Origin of the sequence: Streptomyces sp. NPDC088730, assembly GCF_044751215.1 — a bacterium.
Taxonomy (GTDB): Bacteria; Actinomycetota; Actinomycetes; order Streptomycetales; family Streptomycetaceae; genus Streptomyces.
The window spans coordinates 424,240-440,627 of record NZ_JBIVLK010000003.1; the positions used below are offsets into that span (position 1 = coordinate 424,240).

Genomic DNA, 16,388 nt, shown 5'->3' on the forward strand with positions numbered 1-16,388 from the left:
GCGGGGCCCGGTCAGCCTGTCGAGCAGCTCGCCAGGCCGGCCGTGTCCCCCGCGCGGATCTTGTCCAGGGACTTCTTGGCGTCGCCGATCGTCTTCACCCGCACCAGGGTGAGTCCGTCGGGGGTGTCGGAGGCGGCCGACTTGCAGTTGTCGTCCGGGGTCAGGAAGTAGCGCGCGCCGGCGTTGCGCGCGCCGACCAGCTTCATGTTGATCCCGCCGATGGGGCCGACCTCGCCCTTGTCGTCGATCGTCCCGGTGCCCGCGACGAACTTGCCACCCGTCAGCTGTCCGGGGGTGAGCTTGTCGATGATGCCGAGGGAGAACATCAGGCCGGCGCTCGGGCCGCCCACGTCGGCGAGCTTGATGTCGATGTCGAACGGGAAGGTGTGGTCCGTCCCCGCCTGGATGCCGACGATCGCCCGGTTCTCCTTGGGGGCCTTCGCGGTGGTCAGGGTGATCTTCTCGGTGCCCTCGGGCTTCTTGCCGGACTTCTCGGCCGCCGCCGCGGTCTTGGCCGGGATGACCGTGAAGGTGACGTCCTGGCCGGGCTTGTGCCGGGTGACGAGCTTCGCGACGTCCTCGGGCTGCTTGACCGCCGTACCGTCGACGTCCTTGATCACGTCACCGGCGTGCAGCTTGCCTTGTGCGGGGCTGTCCTTGACGACCGTGGAGACCACGACCCGTGACGACACCGGGATGCCCAGTTCGGTGAGGGCCGCGACCTTGGCGCTCTCCTGGGACTGGCTGAACTCCTCGGCGTTCTCCTGCGTCGACTGCTGCTCGGTCTTGCCGTCCGGGTAGAGGGTGTCGTGCGGTACGACCAGGCTGTCGTGGCCCAGCCATCCGTAGACGGCCTCGACGAGGTTCATGTTGTAGTCGGCGCCGGTCACCCTGACCGTCGTCATGTTGAGGTGCCCGGACGTCTTGTACGTCTTGTGCCCGGTGATCTGCAGGACCGGATCGCCGTCGACCTCGCCGAGGGTGTTCACGGTCGGCCCGGGGGACATCTCCGAGTACGGCACTTTGATCAGCACACCCGCGCAGAGCAGCGCGATCAGAACCAGGGTGGAGGCGAGCATCGTCGCGGTTCGGCGTGGCATGGAACGACAGTACGGGAAGGGTCCGTATGTCCACCGCCGGGGCCGGTCCGTACGAGGTCCGGGACGGGGCTGCGGAAATGCGCCGACCGGCCTCTGCGGACGACGCGGCGGTACGGATTGGCGACCGCGTACGTTCGGCGCGGCGTCAGACGTTCGATATCTGCTCGACCGGCTCCGAACCGGAGTCCGGCTTCTCCATCGCTTCGCGGAACCTGGCATAGCCGGCGAGTTCGGTCACATCGCCGGTCGTGCGATTACGGGCGGCCCAGCTTCCCCATATCGCCGCACCGCACGCAGCGAAAAACGGAATCAACAACCAGGCGAGTGCTGCCATGACGACCTCCCTGCCCCATGAGCAACCGCAACTGACCGATCAGCAGATTAACCATCCGCAGAGCCAACGCTCACGGCAGGGGCGCGGTTACGCAAATCGGGGGGAAGCCCACCCGGCGGGGTTTGCCCTCAGCAGGCGCCGACCCACTCCTCCCTGCCGTCCGAAAACCGCTGGTGCTTCCAGATCGGAACCTCGTGCTTCAGGTCGTCGATGAGCCTGCGGCAGGCCTCGAAGGCCTCCGCGCGGTGCGCGCAGGACACCGCCACGACGACGGCGAGATCGCCCACCTGCAGTTCACCCACTCGGTGGACGGCGGCGAGTGCCCGGACCGGGAAGTCTCCGGCCACCTTCTCCGCCACCCGGCGCATCCCGTCCTGCGCCGAGGGATGGCACGAGTAGCCGAGGGCCCCCACGTCCTGGCCACCGTCGTGGTCGCGCACGGTGCCGATGAAGAGCGCGGTACCGCCGGCGGCGTCGTCGCCGACGGCACGGAAGACCTCGTCCAGCGACAGCGGCGTGTCGCGGATCTCCAGCAGCCGGATGGGGTCCTGTGCCGCCTGCTCGCCGGGGTGGTCATACGTAGGTGCCATGCGGACCATCGTGCCGTACCGCTCCGACGTCATGGAATAGCGCAATCCGCTGGCGGGCCGCCGACGCTCTTGGAGCCTCCTACAGGCACCCGAACAGGACCTAGATGCGGCGGCGCGCCTTGCGGGCCCGTCGTACCAGGGCCGCGGTGCCGAGCAGGGCCACCGTCGCACCGGCGGCACCGGCCGCGGTGGCGTCCTTGCGCCCGAGCCGGCGCCCGGCGAGGGTGTGCCGCCCCTCCACCTCTTCGAGGAGCGCGGCGAGCACCTCCTCGTTGGTCCAGCTCGGGCGCCAGCCCGCGTCGTGCAGCCGGCTCACGCTCACCACCCACGGGTGCATCGTGTACGCCAGATCGCCCGCCGGGGACGGGGTGAGGCCGATCCGGTGCAGCCTGGCGGCGGCGCCGAGCGCGACGGCGGAGGGCAGCTCCATCCGGCGGACGCCGCTGATCTCCTCGACCTCCTCCTGTTCGAGCCAGCCGTCGCAGCCGACCGCGAACTCCCCGTCGATCTTCTCCAGCGCGGCGTACTCCAGCGCCGTGACCAGGTCGTCCACATGGCAGAACTGCCAGGTCGGGTGCGATCCGGCGACGACCAGGAGGCGCGGTGACTCAAAGTAACGGGTCAGTGCCGTGTCGGTGCCGCCGACGAGCACCGTGGGACGGACCACCGTGACGTGGAGTCCGGGGTGGGCGCGCGGCGCGCGGCGGCCGAGCCGTTCGATCTCCAGCAGGTCGCCGACACCGGTCGCCTCAGCGGTGGCCCGCAGCTCGGCGTCCTCGGCCAGCGGGATGTCGTTGTCGGGCAGCGCCCCGTAGACCATCGCGGAGGTGCACAGCACGACCCGGTGGACTCCGACGGCCGCGGCCGCGGTCAGCACGGTCTGGGTGCCGCGCACGTTGTAGGCGGTGCGGGCGGCGGGGTCGGTCTCCAGGTCCAGATCGAGTGCCAGGTGCACCACCACGTCCGCGCCCCGGAGCTTCTCCGCGATGGCCGGGTCGCGGACGTCGAGGATGTGCCAGGTCGCCTCCGAGACCTCTCCGCGGCGCTCGTCGATGGCGACGACCTGCTTGATCTCCTCCGAGGCCGCGAGCCGGGCCGCGAGCAGCTCCCCGACGCCCGTGGCGGCTCCGGTGATGGCCACGACGGGCCCCCGGCTCCTGGGGCGGCTCCGGGCGGCCTTGTCCTCGGCCCTGTCCCCGGTCCTGTTCACGGCCGTGCTGTCGGTGCTCCTGTTCTCGGTGCTCTCGTCCTCGGTCGTACTGTCGGTCGTGCCCTGCGGCTCGTTCTGCGGCGTGCCCTGCGACTTCTTCTGCGACTTGTTCGCGGGCGGCGGGTCGGCCAGGTTTCGCGCTGCGCGAACCTGTGGATCTGGGGAACTCACCGGGCGTCTCCAGCGGTTGTCTTCAGTACGTACCCGAATGACGCGTACGTACCAGGTGGCGTCCATCCTGCCGCAGGCCGGGAGCCGGCGGAGCACTGAGGCCCTGAGCGGACTTGGTGTCTACGCTGGATGGTGATGTCGGGCAGTCGCCGTCGGTTCCCTCCGGCGGCCCTACGAGCCGAGGAAACCCGTGAGTGACACCCCATTCGGATTCGGCCTTCCGCCGGAGGAGCCGGACGACGGCGACCATGGCAAGAAGAAGGACCCCACCGGAGGTGGGCAGGGTTCGGGCGGTCCGGCGAACCCGCTCGGCTTCGGCCCCGGCGCGGGCGGTGACAACCCCTTCGCCGCGATGTTCGGTTCGATGAACCCGAACGACCTGGGCGCCGCCTTCCAGCAGCTCGGCCAGATGCTGAGCTACGAGGGCGGTCCCGTGAACTGGGACATGGCCAAGCAGATCGCCCGCCAGACCGTCTCGCAGGGCAACGCGGACGGCACCAAGGACGCGAGCGTCGGTCCGTCCGAGCGCGCCTCCGTCGACGAGGCGCTGCGCCTCGCGGACCTCTGGCTGGACGGCGTGACGTCGCTGCCCTCCGGCTCCGTCTCCACCGTGGCGTGGAGCCGTGCGGAGTGGGTCGAGGCGTCCCTCCCCGCCTGGCAGAAGCTCGTCGACCCGGTGGCCGAGCGCGTCGGCCTCGCCATGGGCGATGTGCTGCCCGAGGAGATGCAGGCGATGGCGGGCCCCCTGATCGGCATGATGCGGTCGATGGGCGGCGCGATGTTCGGCCAGCAGATCGGCCAGGCGGTCGGGACGCTCGCCGGCGAGGTGGTCGGCTCGACCGACATCGGGCTGCCGCTGGGCCCGGCCGGCAAGGCGGCGCTGCTGCCGCTGAACGTCGAGCGGTTCGGCAAGGACCTGAGCGTGCCGCAGGACGAGGTGCGGCTGTACCTGGCGCTGCGCGAAGCCGCTCACCAGCGGCTCTTCGCCCACGTGCCGTGGCTGCGCTCGCATCTGTTCGGTGCCGTGGAGGGGTACGCCCGCGGCATCAAGGTCGACACCAGCAAGCTGGAGGACGTGGTCGGCCAGTTCGACCCGTCGCAGCCCGAGCAGCTGCAGGAGGCCCTTCAGCAGGGCATGTTCCAGCCGGAGGACACCCCGGAGCAGAAGGCCGCCCTGGCCCGGCTGGAGACGGCCCTCGCGCTGGTCGAGGGCTGGGTGGACGCGGTGGTGCACGAGGCCGCGAAGTCCCGGCTGACCTCGGCGGACGCGCTCCGCGAGACGATGCGCAGGCGGCGCGCCTCCGGCGGTCCCGCCGAGCAGACCTTCGCCACCCTGATCGGCCTCCAGCTGCGTCCGAGGCGGCTGCGTGACGCCTCGCGGCTGTGGGCCTCGCTCACGGACGCGCGGGGCCTCGACGGACGCGACGCGCTGTGGGAGCACCCCGACATGCTGCCGACCGCCCACGACCTGGACGATCCGGACGGCTTCGTGCACCACGAGCAGCTGGACTTCTCCGAGCTGGACAAGATGCTCGGCGAGGCCGCGAACGGGCCGCAGAAGCCCGCCGCCGGCACCGATGCCAAGGACGCCAAGGACGCCAGCGCCGCGGACGACGACGGCAGCGACAGCGACAGCGACAGCAAGGACAGCGGCGACACCCCCGGCGACGGCAAGGACGACACCGAAAAGTGAGCCTGCACGACGACGCCGTTCTCGTACTGGAGAACTACGGGGGCGGGACGGATGCCGTCCAGGAGGAGCTGCGCCTGGCCTACCTGGACCATCTGGCGCTCCATCCCGACGGCATGTGGAAGGCCTGTGGGGCCGGTCACCTGACGGCCAGCGCGCTGGTCGTGGACCCGGAGCGCGGCAGAGTGCTGCTCACCCTGCACCGGAAGCTGCGGATGTGGCTGCAGATGGGCGGCCACTGCGAGCCCGGAGACGCCTCGCTGGCCGGTGCGGCGCTGCGGGAGGCCGCGGAGGAGTCCGGTATCGCCGGTCTGACGCTGCTGGCGGGCGGCCCGGTCACCCTGGACCGGCATCCGATCCCGGCGCCCTGCAACTGGCACCTCGACGTCCAGTACGCCGCGCTGGCACCCTCGGGTGTCACGGAACGGATCAGCGACGAATCGCTGGACCTGCGCTGGTTCGGCTACGACGAGGTCGCCGAGGTCGCCGACTCCTCGGTGGTGCGTCTGGTGGAACGTACGCGGGCGGCGCTGGACGGCGCCGTCCGGTAGCGGAGCCACGACGGTACGGGTAGGGCCGCAGCGCGGACGACAGCACGGGTAAGGGGCGGCCTCCAGGGAGGCCGCCCCTTACCGATCGCACCGGGTGCGGCTCAGCTCCAGGCGTTGTTCTGGTTCTGGGCGTGGACGCCCTGCTGACCCATGCCGTACTGGGCTGCCAGCCCCTGGCCGATCTGGGCGCTCTGCGGCGGCAGCACCTCACTCGGCTGGACCAGGGCGAAGCCCTGCCCGAGGAAGCTGAGCTCCCAGCCCTCTCCGGTGTTGCCACGTCGGCGCATGACCCCGGAGGAGTGCGTCTGGGCCTGCATCTGCACGCGCAGCGAGCTGGACCAGGCGACGACGGCGTCCGCGTCGGCGTTGACGTACTTGTCGGGCGTGACCTGCATCATCAGGGGCTGGCCGGAGGTCATCAGGGCGACCTTGCCGCTGCCCGAGATGTTGAGCTGGTACTTGCCGGTGCCCGAGATGCCGTACTGACTGTCCACCGCGATGACCTCGGTGTGGAGTGACGAGTCGAGCGCCAGGACGTAGGCGCTGTCCACCGTCATGCCGTCGCGGTCGACATCCACCACGTGGACGTACTGCGCCAGGTTGGCGAGGTAGACGGTGCCCTGACCCGAGCACCGCATCAGGTCGAGGCCCTCACCGGTGCTCGCGCGGGCCCGGCGCTGTTCGTGCGACCGGTACTCGCCGTCGAACTCCATCAGTCCCTGGTAGGCGACCATGGCGCCCTTGCGGGCGAGGACGTCGTCGTGGCCGGTCAGCGAGACCCGCAGGAGCTGCGGGTTCTGCACCGCGTACCGGTCCTGGGACTGCTGTTCCGTGTAGCTGAAGAGCGGACTCTGCATGGTGTGTTCTCCCTCCCCGTCAGTTCCGGACCCGCAGGCGGTCGGTACTGTCCTCGCTCGGCTGGACGACGACGATCCCCTCGCCGGAGAAAGCCATCTGGAACGCCTCTCCGCTGCCCCGCCCGATGAGCGAGGAGGCCTTGAAGCTGCGCTTGCCCTTCACCTTGAGGTTCGGGGACCACGCCACCAGGGCGTCCGGGTCGACGTACGTCTCGTCCTCGCCGCGACCGCAGTCGACGACGATCGGCGTGCCGCGGGAGGTGATGGCAACCCATCCGGTGCCGGAGACGCAGACGTTCCACAGGCCCTGCCCCGCGAACTTGGCGAGGCCCTTGACGCGTTCGACACCCCAGGTGAGATGGGCGTCGAAGGCGAGGAGATTGGTGCCGTTGACCGAGAGGGAGTCGTTGTTGAGATTGATGACGACCACGTCCGCGCCGTAGTCCGCGAGGTAGAGCAGACCGTCACCGGAGCACTTCATCACGGGCGTGCCCTCGCCGGTGATCCACTGCGAGGCCATCTGCCGGACGGCGGGCGGGTTGGGCTCGTACTGGATGAAGCCCTCGTACGCCACCATCGAGCCGGTGCGCGCGTACAGGTCCTGGCCGGTGGCCATGGCCACCTTCAGCATCGAATGGCCGTGGTTCTCCATCCGGGCCGTGACGGGGGTCGGGGCGTAGCCCGCGAGTTGCTGATTCATGACGGGCTCCCTCAGACCTCGTAGGGCTGGACGACGATGAAGTTGCCGGGTGCGCCCCGGAACTGGAGGTTCACGGTCTCTCCGCTGTGTCCGGGGTAGGCGTTGCGGCGCAGCCGGACCTGACTGGAGACGATCACCTGGGACGCCGACGACCACGCCACGACGGCGTTGCAGTCGGCGAAGGTGGTCGGGGTGACCGGCAGGACGACCGGCACCCCGTGGGTCTTGACGACGACGGTGCCGGTGCCCTGGAACTGCATGGTGAACAGGGCGCCTCCGGGAATGCCGTGGCCCTCGATCCTGCGGACCTCGTACTGAAGCGACTCGTCGAAGGCGAGCACGTTCTCCGAGGAGACGCAGATGCCGTCGCCCTGGAGTTCGACGGCGTGCAGATGGGCGCCCTCCTCGGCGAGGAAGACCTGGCCCCGGCCGGTACAGCGCATCAGCTGCATTTCCTGGCCGGTGGCGTTGCCGACGATCCGGCCGGCGAAACCAGCGCCCTTGTAGCCGAAGTCGACCTTGCCCTGGTACATCACCATGCTGCCCTGCCTGGCCAGCACTCCCCCGGCACCGTTGGTGAGGTCGACCCGCATGAGCTGGTGGTTCTGCGAGGTCCAGCGCTGGCCGGTGGCCGTCTCCTTGTACGGCTGGAGCGCGGCCAGGAGCCCTGCCCCGGTCTGCGGCACCCCTTGCGGCACGCCCGGCGGCATGCCGCCCTGCATGCCGGGGGGCTGCTGGCCGTACGGAGCGGGAGGCTGCTGCCCGTACGGGGCCGGAGCCGGCTGGCCGTACGGGGCGGGAGCCTGCCCCGGGACCTGCCCGAACTGCGGCTGCTGGGGCGGCTGCCCCGGCTGCCCGTACGGAGCGGGCGGGGGCGGTGACGGCGGGGGGACGCTGCCGCCCTGCGGGGCCAGCGGCGCCACGATGGTGGGTGCGGCGTGCATCTGCTGCTGCGGAGGGGGCGCGGGCGCGGCCGGTGCGCCGAAGGCCGGTGCGGGCTGCGGGGCCTGCGGTGCGGCAGGGGCACCGAACGCCGGAGGGGGCGCCGAAGCCTGGGCGGGCGGGGCGAAGGACGGGACTGCGGACTGCGGCTGCGGAGCCGCGGGCTCCTCCTCCGCGACCTCGCCCCCGAAGTTCTTCAGCAGCGCGTCGAGACCGCCGTCGAAGCCCTGACCGACAGCGGCGAACCGCCAGACGTCCTTGAGGTAGAAGTCACCCAGCATCACCGCACGCTCGGTGGTGAACTCGGAGCCGGTGAAGGCGTACCTGACGACTTCCTCACCGCCCGCGACGATCCGGATGTACCCGGGGCCGACCTGCGCCATCTGTCCGGCGCCGTCCAGCGTGGCGGTGAAGGACAGTTTGTGGATGCTCGCCGGAATGCGGTCCAGAGTCACGCGGAACGACTCGGTGTCACCGGCCTGGGCACCCAGGAGCTGAATGGACTCCTCGGGCGATTTCGGCTGATTGAAGAAGATGAAATACCGGTCGTCGGAGAGCTGCTCATTGGCATCGAGGCCGAAGCAGCTGATGTCAAAGGTCAGTCCCGGGCCGGCGATCTGCACACCTACGTACAGGTCCGTCCCCGGTGTGAGATCGCTGATCTTGGCCTTGTGGCCGCGTTGGAATTCCCTGGCCATGCGTAACGACCGTCCCCCATCCGGATCCTGAATGCGTCGCGTCAGGCTAACCGCAAAGTCCGGCCCCGGGCCAAGCCGGTACAGACCCGGTACAGAATCGCCGAACGTCACTCGTCCCGTGCGGCGGGCAGAGGCGGCAGCCGGTCGGCCGCCACCACCCCTTCGAGATAGCCGCGCGCCCGCTCGGTACGGGGATAGGCGTCCAGGAGCCGCCAGAACCGCGGACCGTGTCCGGGCACCAGGAGATGGGCCAGTTCGTGGACGAGCACGTAGTCGACGACGTACTCCGGCATGCCCTGCAGCCGGTGCGAGAGGCGGATGCTTCCCTCGGCCGGGGTGCAGGAGCCCCACCGGGTGTTCTGGTTGGTCACCCACCGGACCGAGACGGGTCTGGCCCGGCCGTCGAAATACTGCGCGGACAGCCGCTCCGCCCGCTCGGCGAGCTCGCTGTCACCGAGAATGCGTCTGCTCTCCTGGGCGGCCAGCTTGTCGAGCATCACGCTCACCCAGCGCTGCTCCTCTGCCTCGGACATCCGGGCGGGGATCAGCACGATCGTGCGGTCGCCCTCCCGGTACGCGGAGACCGTTCTGCTGCGGCGGGAGCTCCGGCGGACCTCGACCGCGCTCGCCGCCGAGCCGCGGGGCGGGAGGTCTGCCGCGCTGCGCTGCTGGATTCCGGCGCTGCGCGCGGGGGTCTCCCCGGCGAGGCCGGGTGACGGGTCGGCGGGCACGGCACGACGTTACCCGTTGCCGGCGGGGGAAGTCCCGTCTCCTGAACGGTTCACGCATGATCCGCCACACGGCGTGCACCATTTGAACGACTAATACCCCCCGCCTGTGGATAACTTTCCGCCCGTTTCTGCGGCGCGCTGCATTCTGGCAATGGATCTCACGCAGACGTACAGACCGGGGGAAGCCGTGCATCCGATGTTGAAACCCGCACTGCGCCGCGCCTGGCGCGGCAGCGGCACCGTCCAATTCGGTGTGACGCCCGCGCATGCGGTGAAAGTCGGCCCGATGGACATCGCGACGGGCTGTTTCCTGGAGCTCCTCGACGGGACACGCGGGATGCCGCTGTTGCGCGAGGAGGCCAGGTCGCTGGAGCTCACCGAGAGCCAGGTGGACACCCTCGTCGTCCGCTTGCTGGACGCGGGGCTCATCGACGACGTACGGGCCGGCGGACCGGAGACCGACGCGTTACGGAAACGGGCGGACGCCATGGAGCGTCACCGGCCCGACCTCGCGTCCCTCTCCGTCGTGCATCCCGAACCCGGCGGCGGGATGCGCCGGCTGGCCGCCCGCCGCTCCATGCGCGTCCAGGTACGGGGAGCGGGACGGGTCGGTGCGGCCCTCGCCGCGGTGCTGGCCGGATCCGGGGTGGGCCACGTCGAGGTCCTGGACGGCGGCAGCGTCGAGCCGTGCGACGTCTCGCCGGGAGGACTGCCGCCCTCGTCGGCCGGAGAGCGGCGGGACAGCGCGGCCCGGCAGCTGGTCCGGCGCTCTGCTCCCTCCCCGGCGCCGCGGGCGGTCCGGTCGCCGGGCGGGCCGCCCGCGAGCGGCGAGCCGGGCCTGTCCCTGATCGTGGTGGCCCCTCGCGAGAGCCTCTCCGCCTACGTCCCCGATCCGCGCACCGCAGAGCCGTGGGTCGCCTCGGGCACACCCCATCTCTATGCCGGAGTGATCGAGGCCACCGGGTTCGTCGGCCCCCTGGTGCTGCCGGGCGGCACGGCGTGCGCGGGATGCCTCGATCTGCACCGGCGCGACCGGGACCCGGAGTGGCCGCGGATGCTGGCTCAGTGGCAGTCCGGCCGGCGCACCGCCGTGCAGGCCTGCGATCTGGGCCTGGCGACGGCGGTGGCGGGTCTGGCCGCCGCCCACGCACTGGCCTTCCTCGACGGGGAGCTGCCCGCCTGCACCGGGGCCCGGTGGGAAGCCGCGCTGCCGCTGTTGGACTGGCGGTCGGAGCGGATCCGGGCGCACCTCGACTGTTCCTGTGGAGCGGGTGGGCACACTGAAGGGGTGCGCACCTCCGGGGCCGGCACGGCGCACGACACAATGGCCGGGTAGCCGCCGCACGCAGCGCGGCAGTCTGGGATTTGGAGGGGCATATGTCTGATCTTCCCCGGAAGGCGGTCACCCGAACCGCCAAGCTGGCCGCGCTGCCTTTGGGGTTCGCGGGCCGCGCCACCTGGGGGCTGGGCAAGCGCATCGGCGGGAAGTCCGCGGAGCTTGTCGCCCGCGAGGTTCAGCAACGGACCGCCGACCAGCTCTTCAAGGTCCTGGGCGAGCTGAAGGGCGGGGCGATGAAGCTCGGGCAGGCTCTGTCCGTCTTCGAGTCCGCCCTGCCGGAGGAGGTCGCCGGCCCCTACCGCGCGGCCCTCACCAAACTCCAGGAGGCCGCACCTCCGATGCCGAACAGCACGGTCCACGCGGTGCTGGCCGAGCGGCTCGGTGAGGACTGGCGGGAGCTGTTCCTGAGCTTCGAGGACAAGCCGTCGGCCGCCGCGTCGATCGGGCAGGTACACCGGGCGGTGTGGCACGACGGGCGCGACGTCGCGGTGAAAGTGCAGTACCCGGGCGCCGGGGAGGCGCTGCTCTCGGACCTGACCCAGCTCAGCCGGTTCGCCCGGCTCCTCGGCCCGCTGGTTCCGGGCATGGACATCAAGCCCCTGATCACGGAGCTGCGCGACCGGGTGTCGGAGGAGCTGGACTACGAGCAGGAGGCGCAGTCGCAGCGGGAGCACGCGGAGGAGTTCGCCGACGATCCGGATGTCGTGGTCCCGGGCGTGGTCCACCAGTCCGATCAGGTGCTGGTCACGGAGTGGATCGACGGTGTGCCGCTGGCCGATGTGATCGCGGACGGAACCGCGGAGCAACGGGACCGGGCCGGTCAGCTGCTGGCCCGGTTCCTCTTCTCCGGCCCCGCGCGCACCGGACTGCTGCACGCCGACCCGCACCCGGGCAACTTCCGGCTGCTGCCCCCGGACCCGGCCGAGCCGTCAGACCCGGCGGACCCGGAGGACACCGACGGCACGGCCGACCCTGCCGACCCGGCGGACACCGACGGCACGGCGGAGACCGGGGCCGACCGGTGGCGGCTCGGTGTCCTCGACTTCGGGACGGTGGACCGGCTGCCAGGCGGACTGCCGCCGACCATCGGGAACTCGTTGCGGCTGACCCTCCAGGGCGACGCGGACGCGGTGTACGAGCTGCTGCGCGAGGAGGGGTTCGTCAGGGATTCGGTCGACCTCGCGCCGGACGCGGTGCTCGACTACCTGCGGCCGATCATCGAACCCGCCCTGGTGGAGGAGTTCGCCTTCAGCCGGGGCTGGATGCGCAATCAGGCCGCCCGGATAGCGGATCCGCGTTCTCCCGCCCACCAGTTGGGCAAGCAGCTGAATCTGCCCCCCGCCTATCTGCTCATACACCGCGTGACGCTGAGCACGATAGGGGTGCTCTGCCAGCTCGGCGCGACGGTCCGGCTGCGCGAGGAGCTCGAATCCTGGCTGCCGGGGTTCCTGCCGCAGGAAGAGGAGGAGTGGGCCGAGGAGGAGTGTCCCGGGGAGGCCCCGTCGGAGCTCGCGACATAGCGGCCCTTCACCCACCGGTCGGAGTCGACGCGGCGCCACGCGGAACGGCCTCGGGGCCGGTCCGCGTGGACCGGCCCCGAGGCAGGGGTGGTGAATTCGGTACTGGGTACCGTTCGCTGCGGGTCAGAGAGCGGCTGCCCCGCAGCGGTACGGCCCGGCGTTCGGTACCGCTGTGCTCGTCTACTGCTGCGTCTTCTTCACTGCGGCGTCTTCTTTACTGCCGTGTCTTCTTTACGCTGCGTTCTGTCCTGCGTTCCGTCCTGCGTCTGTCCTGCCCGGATCAGTGCATGACCGCCATGGCGAGCGCGCGCCGGGCACGCATCGAGGCGCGCTCGGCCCGGCGCTGCATCCGCCGGGCGGTGACCAGGCGCACGGCCTGACGGTCCGCGTCGGCTTCCCGCAGGCGGTCGTGCATATGGGCACGAGCCAGGGCTTCTGGGATGAGTTGCATTTCACGGGTCCTGTTCTGACGCGAGTCGTTCGCGCCGATGATGGTGACGTCCGGTGTCGCGGAGCCGACGGGCTCCCTCGTGGGGATGGTCATTGGTGCCTGGTTTCGGGGGTCGTGGGTCTGGGGACGGTCGATGGTTCCGATGCGCTTCATGGGTTTGGGGGCCGTGACCTCCAGGCCGGCGATCATGCCGCGACCGGGTTCTTGCGCGGGCGGCCACGCGGACGCTTGCGAGCAACGACGACGCCCTGGATGAAGAGCTCGCCACCCCAGACACCCCACGGCTCGCGACGCTCCTTGGCGCCGGCGAGACAGGCCTCGACGAGCGGGCAGGTGCCGCAGAGGGACTTGGCGTACTCGACGTCCGCCGGGGACTCGGCGAAGAAGACCTCGGGGTCGTAGGAACGGCACGGGACGGGCACGCCGAGGTTCTCGATGGCGTCGTCGAGCGCGGTGAGCGCGGTGAGGGGCTGCAAGGCGGAGTCCTCCGTGAGGCCGGGCGGGGGGATCGTTTCGGAAGGCGGTACGGACGGGGCGTGCGCTTCGAGTTGCACGGTGGTGGTGTCCTCGTCTGGTCGTTTCCGGCCTGTTGGCCGGGGGGCGGCTGGTACCAGTTGTTGCTTGTCCCGAGGCTCCTTCGTGCTGTCTCGTCCGTTTGGGCAAAACAAAAGGGCCGCGGATCCCGAGTGGGGTTCCGCGGCCCTGAAGGCGCCGGCCTGATCGTCGATCAGGCTGGATCTCTCCAGGGTTCAGGCCCACGGAAGGCCCACATCGAGTGGTGATGCGTCGTCTGCTTCGTGACTCCGGCTTCCGCTCCCGCACCGACGGCCGCAAAGGCATAGGCCTGGGCCTGTCCCTTCGCTACTGCTGCTGTCGGTGCCTGGGTCGGTCGCTCATTACGCTCCTGCTCGGGAAGACTCACCAGGGACAGCGGGCTGACGGCGGAGATGCCGGACATACCGGTGCCACGCAGGGAAGACGTCGAAGAGCAGGCGAGGCCGAGCGAGCAGGCGGAGACGACCGAGAGATCGGTCATTTTCTTGGTCTCAATGGTGCTGATCACTTCAATCGCCTCCTCTCGGCGTCTAGGGCGGACCGACCGAGCCGGTCCTACGTATTCGGATAAGTACAGCACAGGATCAGGGCTTCAGAGAAGTCGCTGTTCCCGTGGTTAAGAACCTATGGTGATGACTGGGGCGGGCGCAAACTATTTTTTCGACGAGTTTTTCTCACACCTCCTCGTCGGCCTCCGCGGACTCCTCCGCCCCGTCCCCACCTGCGCAGATGTCCAGCACGGCGCCACCGAAGCGGCCCAGCTTCCGCGCGCCGACGCCGGGGATCCCGGCCAACTCGCCCTCGCTGCCGGGCACTGCCTCCGCGATCGCCATCAGCGTCTTGTCGGTGAACACGCAGTAGGCGGGCTGGCTGATCTCCCGGGCCCGGACCGCGCGCCAGTCGCGCAGCCGCTCGTACAGCGCCTCGTCCATGTCCGACGGGCAGTCGTCGCAGCGCATCAGCTTCATCTCACCGGCGTCGGTGAGGGTTCTGCCGCACACCCTGCACAGCGCGGGCCCGCGACGCTTGCGCCGGGCCGCCGCCGGCCGCTCGATGCCGCCGCTGCCGCCCGCCGCACTCCTGGAGCCCAGCGCCGCGGAGCCGGGGCGCAGCCCGTTCAGGAAGCGGCTCGGGCGGCGTCCGGACCGGCCGCCGGGCGAGCGGGCCAGCGACCACGACAGCGAGAGGTGGAAGCGGGCCCGGGTGACACCGACGTACAGCAGCCGGCGCTCCTCCTCGATCTGCTCGTCCGTCTTGGCGTAGGTGATCGGCATCATGCCCTCGGTCAGTCCGACCAGGAACACGGCGTCCCACTCCAGGCCTTTCGCCGAGTGCAGCGAGGCCAGCGTGACTCCCTGGACCGTGGGGGCGTGCTGGGCCGCGGCCCGCTCGTCCAGCTCGGCGACCAGATCGGAGAGGGTCGCGCCGGGCCTGGCCCGTTCGAAGTCCTCCGCGAGCCTGACCAGGGCGGCCAGGGACTCCCAGCGGTCGCGCACCGCGCCGGAGCCGGCGGGCGGCTCGCTCCGCCAGCCCTTGGTGGACAGCACCGCGCGGACCTCGGCGGGCAGCCCCTGCGCGTCGTCCAGCAGGGAGTCATTGCCCCCGGCACGGGCCGCGCCGCGCAGGGCGACGCCCGCTTCCCGTACCTCCGGGCGCTCGAAGAACCGCTCGGCGCCCCGCAGCTGGTACGGCACCCCCGCGTCGGCCAGGGCCTGTTCGTAGACCTCGGACTGGGAGTTGACCCGGTAGAGCACCGCGATCTCGCCCGCCGGGACACCGGCCGCGATCAGGTCGCGGATGCGGCGGGCGGTGCCCTCGGCCTCCGCAGGTTCGTCCGCGTATTCCGTATAGGCGGGCTCGGGGCCGCGCTCGCGCTGCGAGACCAGTTCGAGCCGGTGCTCGGCGGCCCTGCCCCGGGCCTGGCCGAGCAGCCCGTTGGCCAGGTGGACCACCTGGGGCGTGGAGCGGTAGTCCCGCACCAGCTTGACGACGGTGGCCCGGGGGTGGCGGGTGCGGAAGTTCAGCAGGTGGTCGGGGGTGGCTCCGGTGAAGGAGTAGATCGTCTGGCTGGCGTCGCCCACCACGCAGAGGTTGTCCCGGTCGCCCAGCCAGAGGTCGAGCAGCCGCTGCTGGAGCGGGCTGACGTCCTGGTACTCGTCGACGACGAAGTGCTGGTACTGCCTGCGCACATGGTCCGCGATGTCGTGCCGGTCCTGGAGGATGCCGACGGTCAGAAGCAGCACATCCTCGAAGTCGATCACCGTGCGGTCCCGCTTCAGCTGCTCGTACATCGCGTAGACCTGCGAGATCTCGGCGGGATCGCGCGGGGCGTCGCGCTGGGACTTGGCGACCACGGCCGGGTAGTCGGCGGGCACGGTCTGGGTGACCTTGGCCCATTCGATCTCGCTCGTGACATCGCGCAGCTCGTTGCGGTCGAGCCGGATGTTGCAGCGGGCCGCCGCCTCTGCCACCAGCTGGACCTTGCGCTCCAGCAGCCGGGGCAGATCACCACCGACGGCTTTCGGCCAGAAGTACTGGAGCTGGCGCAGGGCCGCGGAGTGGAAGGTCCGCGCCTGCACCCCGCCCGCCCCGAGCTGGCGCAGCCGTCCCCTCATCTCCCCGGCGGCCCGGTTGGTGAACGTGACGGCGAGCACACTCGTCGGCTGGACTATCCCGGCGCGCACCCCGTAGGCGATGCGGTGGGTGATGGCGCGCGTCTTGCCCGTACCGGCTCCGGCCAGCACGCACACCGGGCCCAGCAGAGCCGTGGCGACCTCGCGCTGCTCGGGATCGAGCCCGTCCAGGATGGCGTCGGCGGAGTCGGGGACCTGAGGGAAGAGGGTGGAATGCGTTGCTGATGTCACCCCGCCATGCTGCCAGGTCGGTAGAGGCGGACGCGGAAGTTGTCCACAGGGGTGACGCATCAGTCGTACTAATCCCGGACCGGCG

The 16,388-nt window shown here is 70.6% G+C and carries 16 protein-coding genes; 4 read left to right on the forward strand and 12 right to left on the reverse strand.

Annotation, left to right across the window (positions count from 1 at the left end; translation table 11 throughout):
- Window positions 1-11 precede the first annotated feature (11 nt).
- The 4 genes from ACIP89_RS13830 to ACIP89_RS13845 form a co-directional block, all read right to left on the reverse strand.
- On the reverse strand, window positions 12-1,100 hold the full coding sequence (locus ACIP89_RS13830) for a PDZ domain-containing protein (protein WP_401920707.1): 1,089 nt from the start codon (window positions 1,098-1,100) through the stop codon (window positions 12-14).
- 145 nt (window positions 1,101-1,245) lie between these two features.
- Window positions 1,246-1,434: a hypothetical protein gene (locus tag ACIP89_RS13835; RefSeq protein WP_401920709.1), complete on the reverse strand. Its 189-nt coding sequence runs from the start codon at window positions 1,432-1,434 to the stop codon at window positions 1,246-1,248.
- A gap of 128 nt (window positions 1,435-1,562) precedes the next feature.
- The gene (locus tag ACIP89_RS13840; protein ID WP_401920710.1) at window positions 1,563-2,024 is read right to left on the reverse strand and encodes a molybdenum cofactor biosynthesis protein MoaE; all 462 of its coding nucleotides are present in this window, start codon (window positions 2,022-2,024) and stop codon (window positions 1,563-1,565) included.
- Window positions 2,025-2,124: 100 nt separating this feature from the next.
- The gene (locus ACIP89_RS13845; RefSeq protein WP_401927641.1) at window positions 2,125-3,405 is read right to left on the reverse strand and encodes an SDR family oxidoreductase; all 1,281 of its coding nucleotides are present in this window, start codon (window positions 3,403-3,405) and stop codon (window positions 2,125-2,127) included.
- A gap of 190 nt (window positions 3,406-3,595) precedes the next feature.
- Between ACIP89_RS13845 and ACIP89_RS13850 the strand changes: the two genes are divergently transcribed.
- Both ACIP89_RS13850 and ACIP89_RS13855 read left to right on the forward strand, forming a co-directional pair.
- A complete protein-coding gene (locus tag ACIP89_RS13850) occupies window positions 3,596-5,098 on the forward strand; it encodes a zinc-dependent metalloprotease (RefSeq protein ID WP_402114994.1) in 1,503 nt (500 codons plus the stop codon).
- On the forward strand, window positions 5,095-5,646 hold the full coding sequence (locus ACIP89_RS13855) for an NUDIX hydrolase (protein WP_401920714.1): 552 nt from the start codon (window positions 5,095-5,097) through the stop codon (window positions 5,644-5,646). The genes ACIP89_RS13850 and ACIP89_RS13855 overlap by 4 nt, the downstream gene beginning before the upstream one ends.
- A 101-nt stretch (window positions 5,647-5,747) precedes the next feature.
- Here the strand turns inward: ACIP89_RS13855 and ACIP89_RS13860 are convergent, their stop codons facing one another.
- The 4 genes from ACIP89_RS13860 to ACIP89_RS13875 all read right to left on the reverse strand — a co-directional run bounded on the left by ACIP89_RS13860 (window position 5,748) and on the right by ACIP89_RS13875 (window position 9,574).
- Window positions 5,748-6,503, reverse strand: coding sequence for an AIM24 family protein (locus ACIP89_RS13860; protein ID WP_401920715.1), 756 nt, complete (start codon window positions 6,501-6,503; stop codon window positions 5,748-5,750).
- A gap of 19 nt (window positions 6,504-6,522) precedes the next feature.
- Window positions 6,523-7,203, reverse strand: a complete 681-nt coding sequence (locus ACIP89_RS13865; RefSeq protein ID WP_024492722.1) for an AIM24 family protein — start codon at window positions 7,201-7,203, stop codon at window positions 6,523-6,525.
- Between the two features lie 11 nt (window positions 7,204-7,214).
- Window positions 7,215-8,843, reverse strand: a complete 1,629-nt coding sequence (locus ACIP89_RS13870; protein WP_402114996.1) for a TerD family protein — start codon at window positions 8,841-8,843, stop codon at window positions 7,215-7,217.
- A 107-nt stretch (window positions 8,844-8,950) separates the two neighbouring features.
- Window positions 8,951-9,574 carry a M48 family metallopeptidase gene (locus ACIP89_RS13875; RefSeq protein ID WP_401920718.1) on the reverse strand — a complete coding sequence of 208 codons (624 nt, stop codon included), beginning with the start codon at window positions 9,572-9,574 and terminating at the stop codon, window positions 8,951-8,953.
- A gap of 187 nt (window positions 9,575-9,761) precedes the next feature.
- Between ACIP89_RS13875 and ACIP89_RS13880 the strand changes: the two genes are divergently transcribed.
- Window positions 9,762-10,910 (forward strand): ThiF family adenylyltransferase, encoded by a 1,149-nt coding sequence (locus tag ACIP89_RS13880; RefSeq protein ID WP_401921067.1) that lies wholly within the window; start codon window positions 9,762-9,764, stop codon window positions 10,908-10,910.
- A gap of 41 nt (window positions 10,911-10,951) precedes the next feature.
- On the forward strand, window positions 10,952-12,433 hold the full coding sequence (locus tag ACIP89_RS13885; protein WP_402114998.1) for an ABC1 kinase family protein: 1,482 nt from the start codon (window positions 10,952-10,954) through the stop codon (window positions 12,431-12,433).
- Window positions 12,434-12,713: 280 nt separating this feature from the next.
- On the opposite strand, the gene ACIP89_RS13890 is transcribed toward ACIP89_RS13885, so the two are convergent.
- From ACIP89_RS13890 to ACIP89_RS13905, 4 genes are all read right to left on the reverse strand, one after another.
- The gene (locus ACIP89_RS13890; RefSeq protein WP_401920721.1) at window positions 12,714-13,073 is read right to left on the reverse strand and encodes a hypothetical protein; all 360 of its coding nucleotides are present in this window, start codon (window positions 13,071-13,073) and stop codon (window positions 12,714-12,716) included.
- Complete coding sequence (locus tag ACIP89_RS13895) at window positions 13,070-13,438, reverse strand: WhiB family transcriptional regulator (RefSeq protein WP_401920723.1); 369 nt, start codon at window positions 13,436-13,438, stop codon at window positions 13,070-13,072. Before ACIP89_RS13895 ends, ACIP89_RS13890 begins: the two co-directional genes overlap by 4 nt.
- A 173-nt stretch (window positions 13,439-13,611) precedes the next feature.
- Complete coding sequence (locus ACIP89_RS13900; RefSeq protein ID WP_401927632.1) at window positions 13,612-13,947, reverse strand: hypothetical protein; 336 nt, start codon at window positions 13,945-13,947, stop codon at window positions 13,612-13,614.
- A 166-nt stretch (window positions 13,948-14,113) separates the two neighbouring features.
- Window positions 14,114-16,303, reverse strand: coding sequence for an ATP-dependent DNA helicase UvrD2 (locus ACIP89_RS13905; protein ID WP_402115001.1), 2,190 nt, complete (start codon window positions 16,301-16,303; stop codon window positions 14,114-14,116).
- Between the last annotated feature and the right edge of the window lie 85 nt (window positions 16,304-16,388).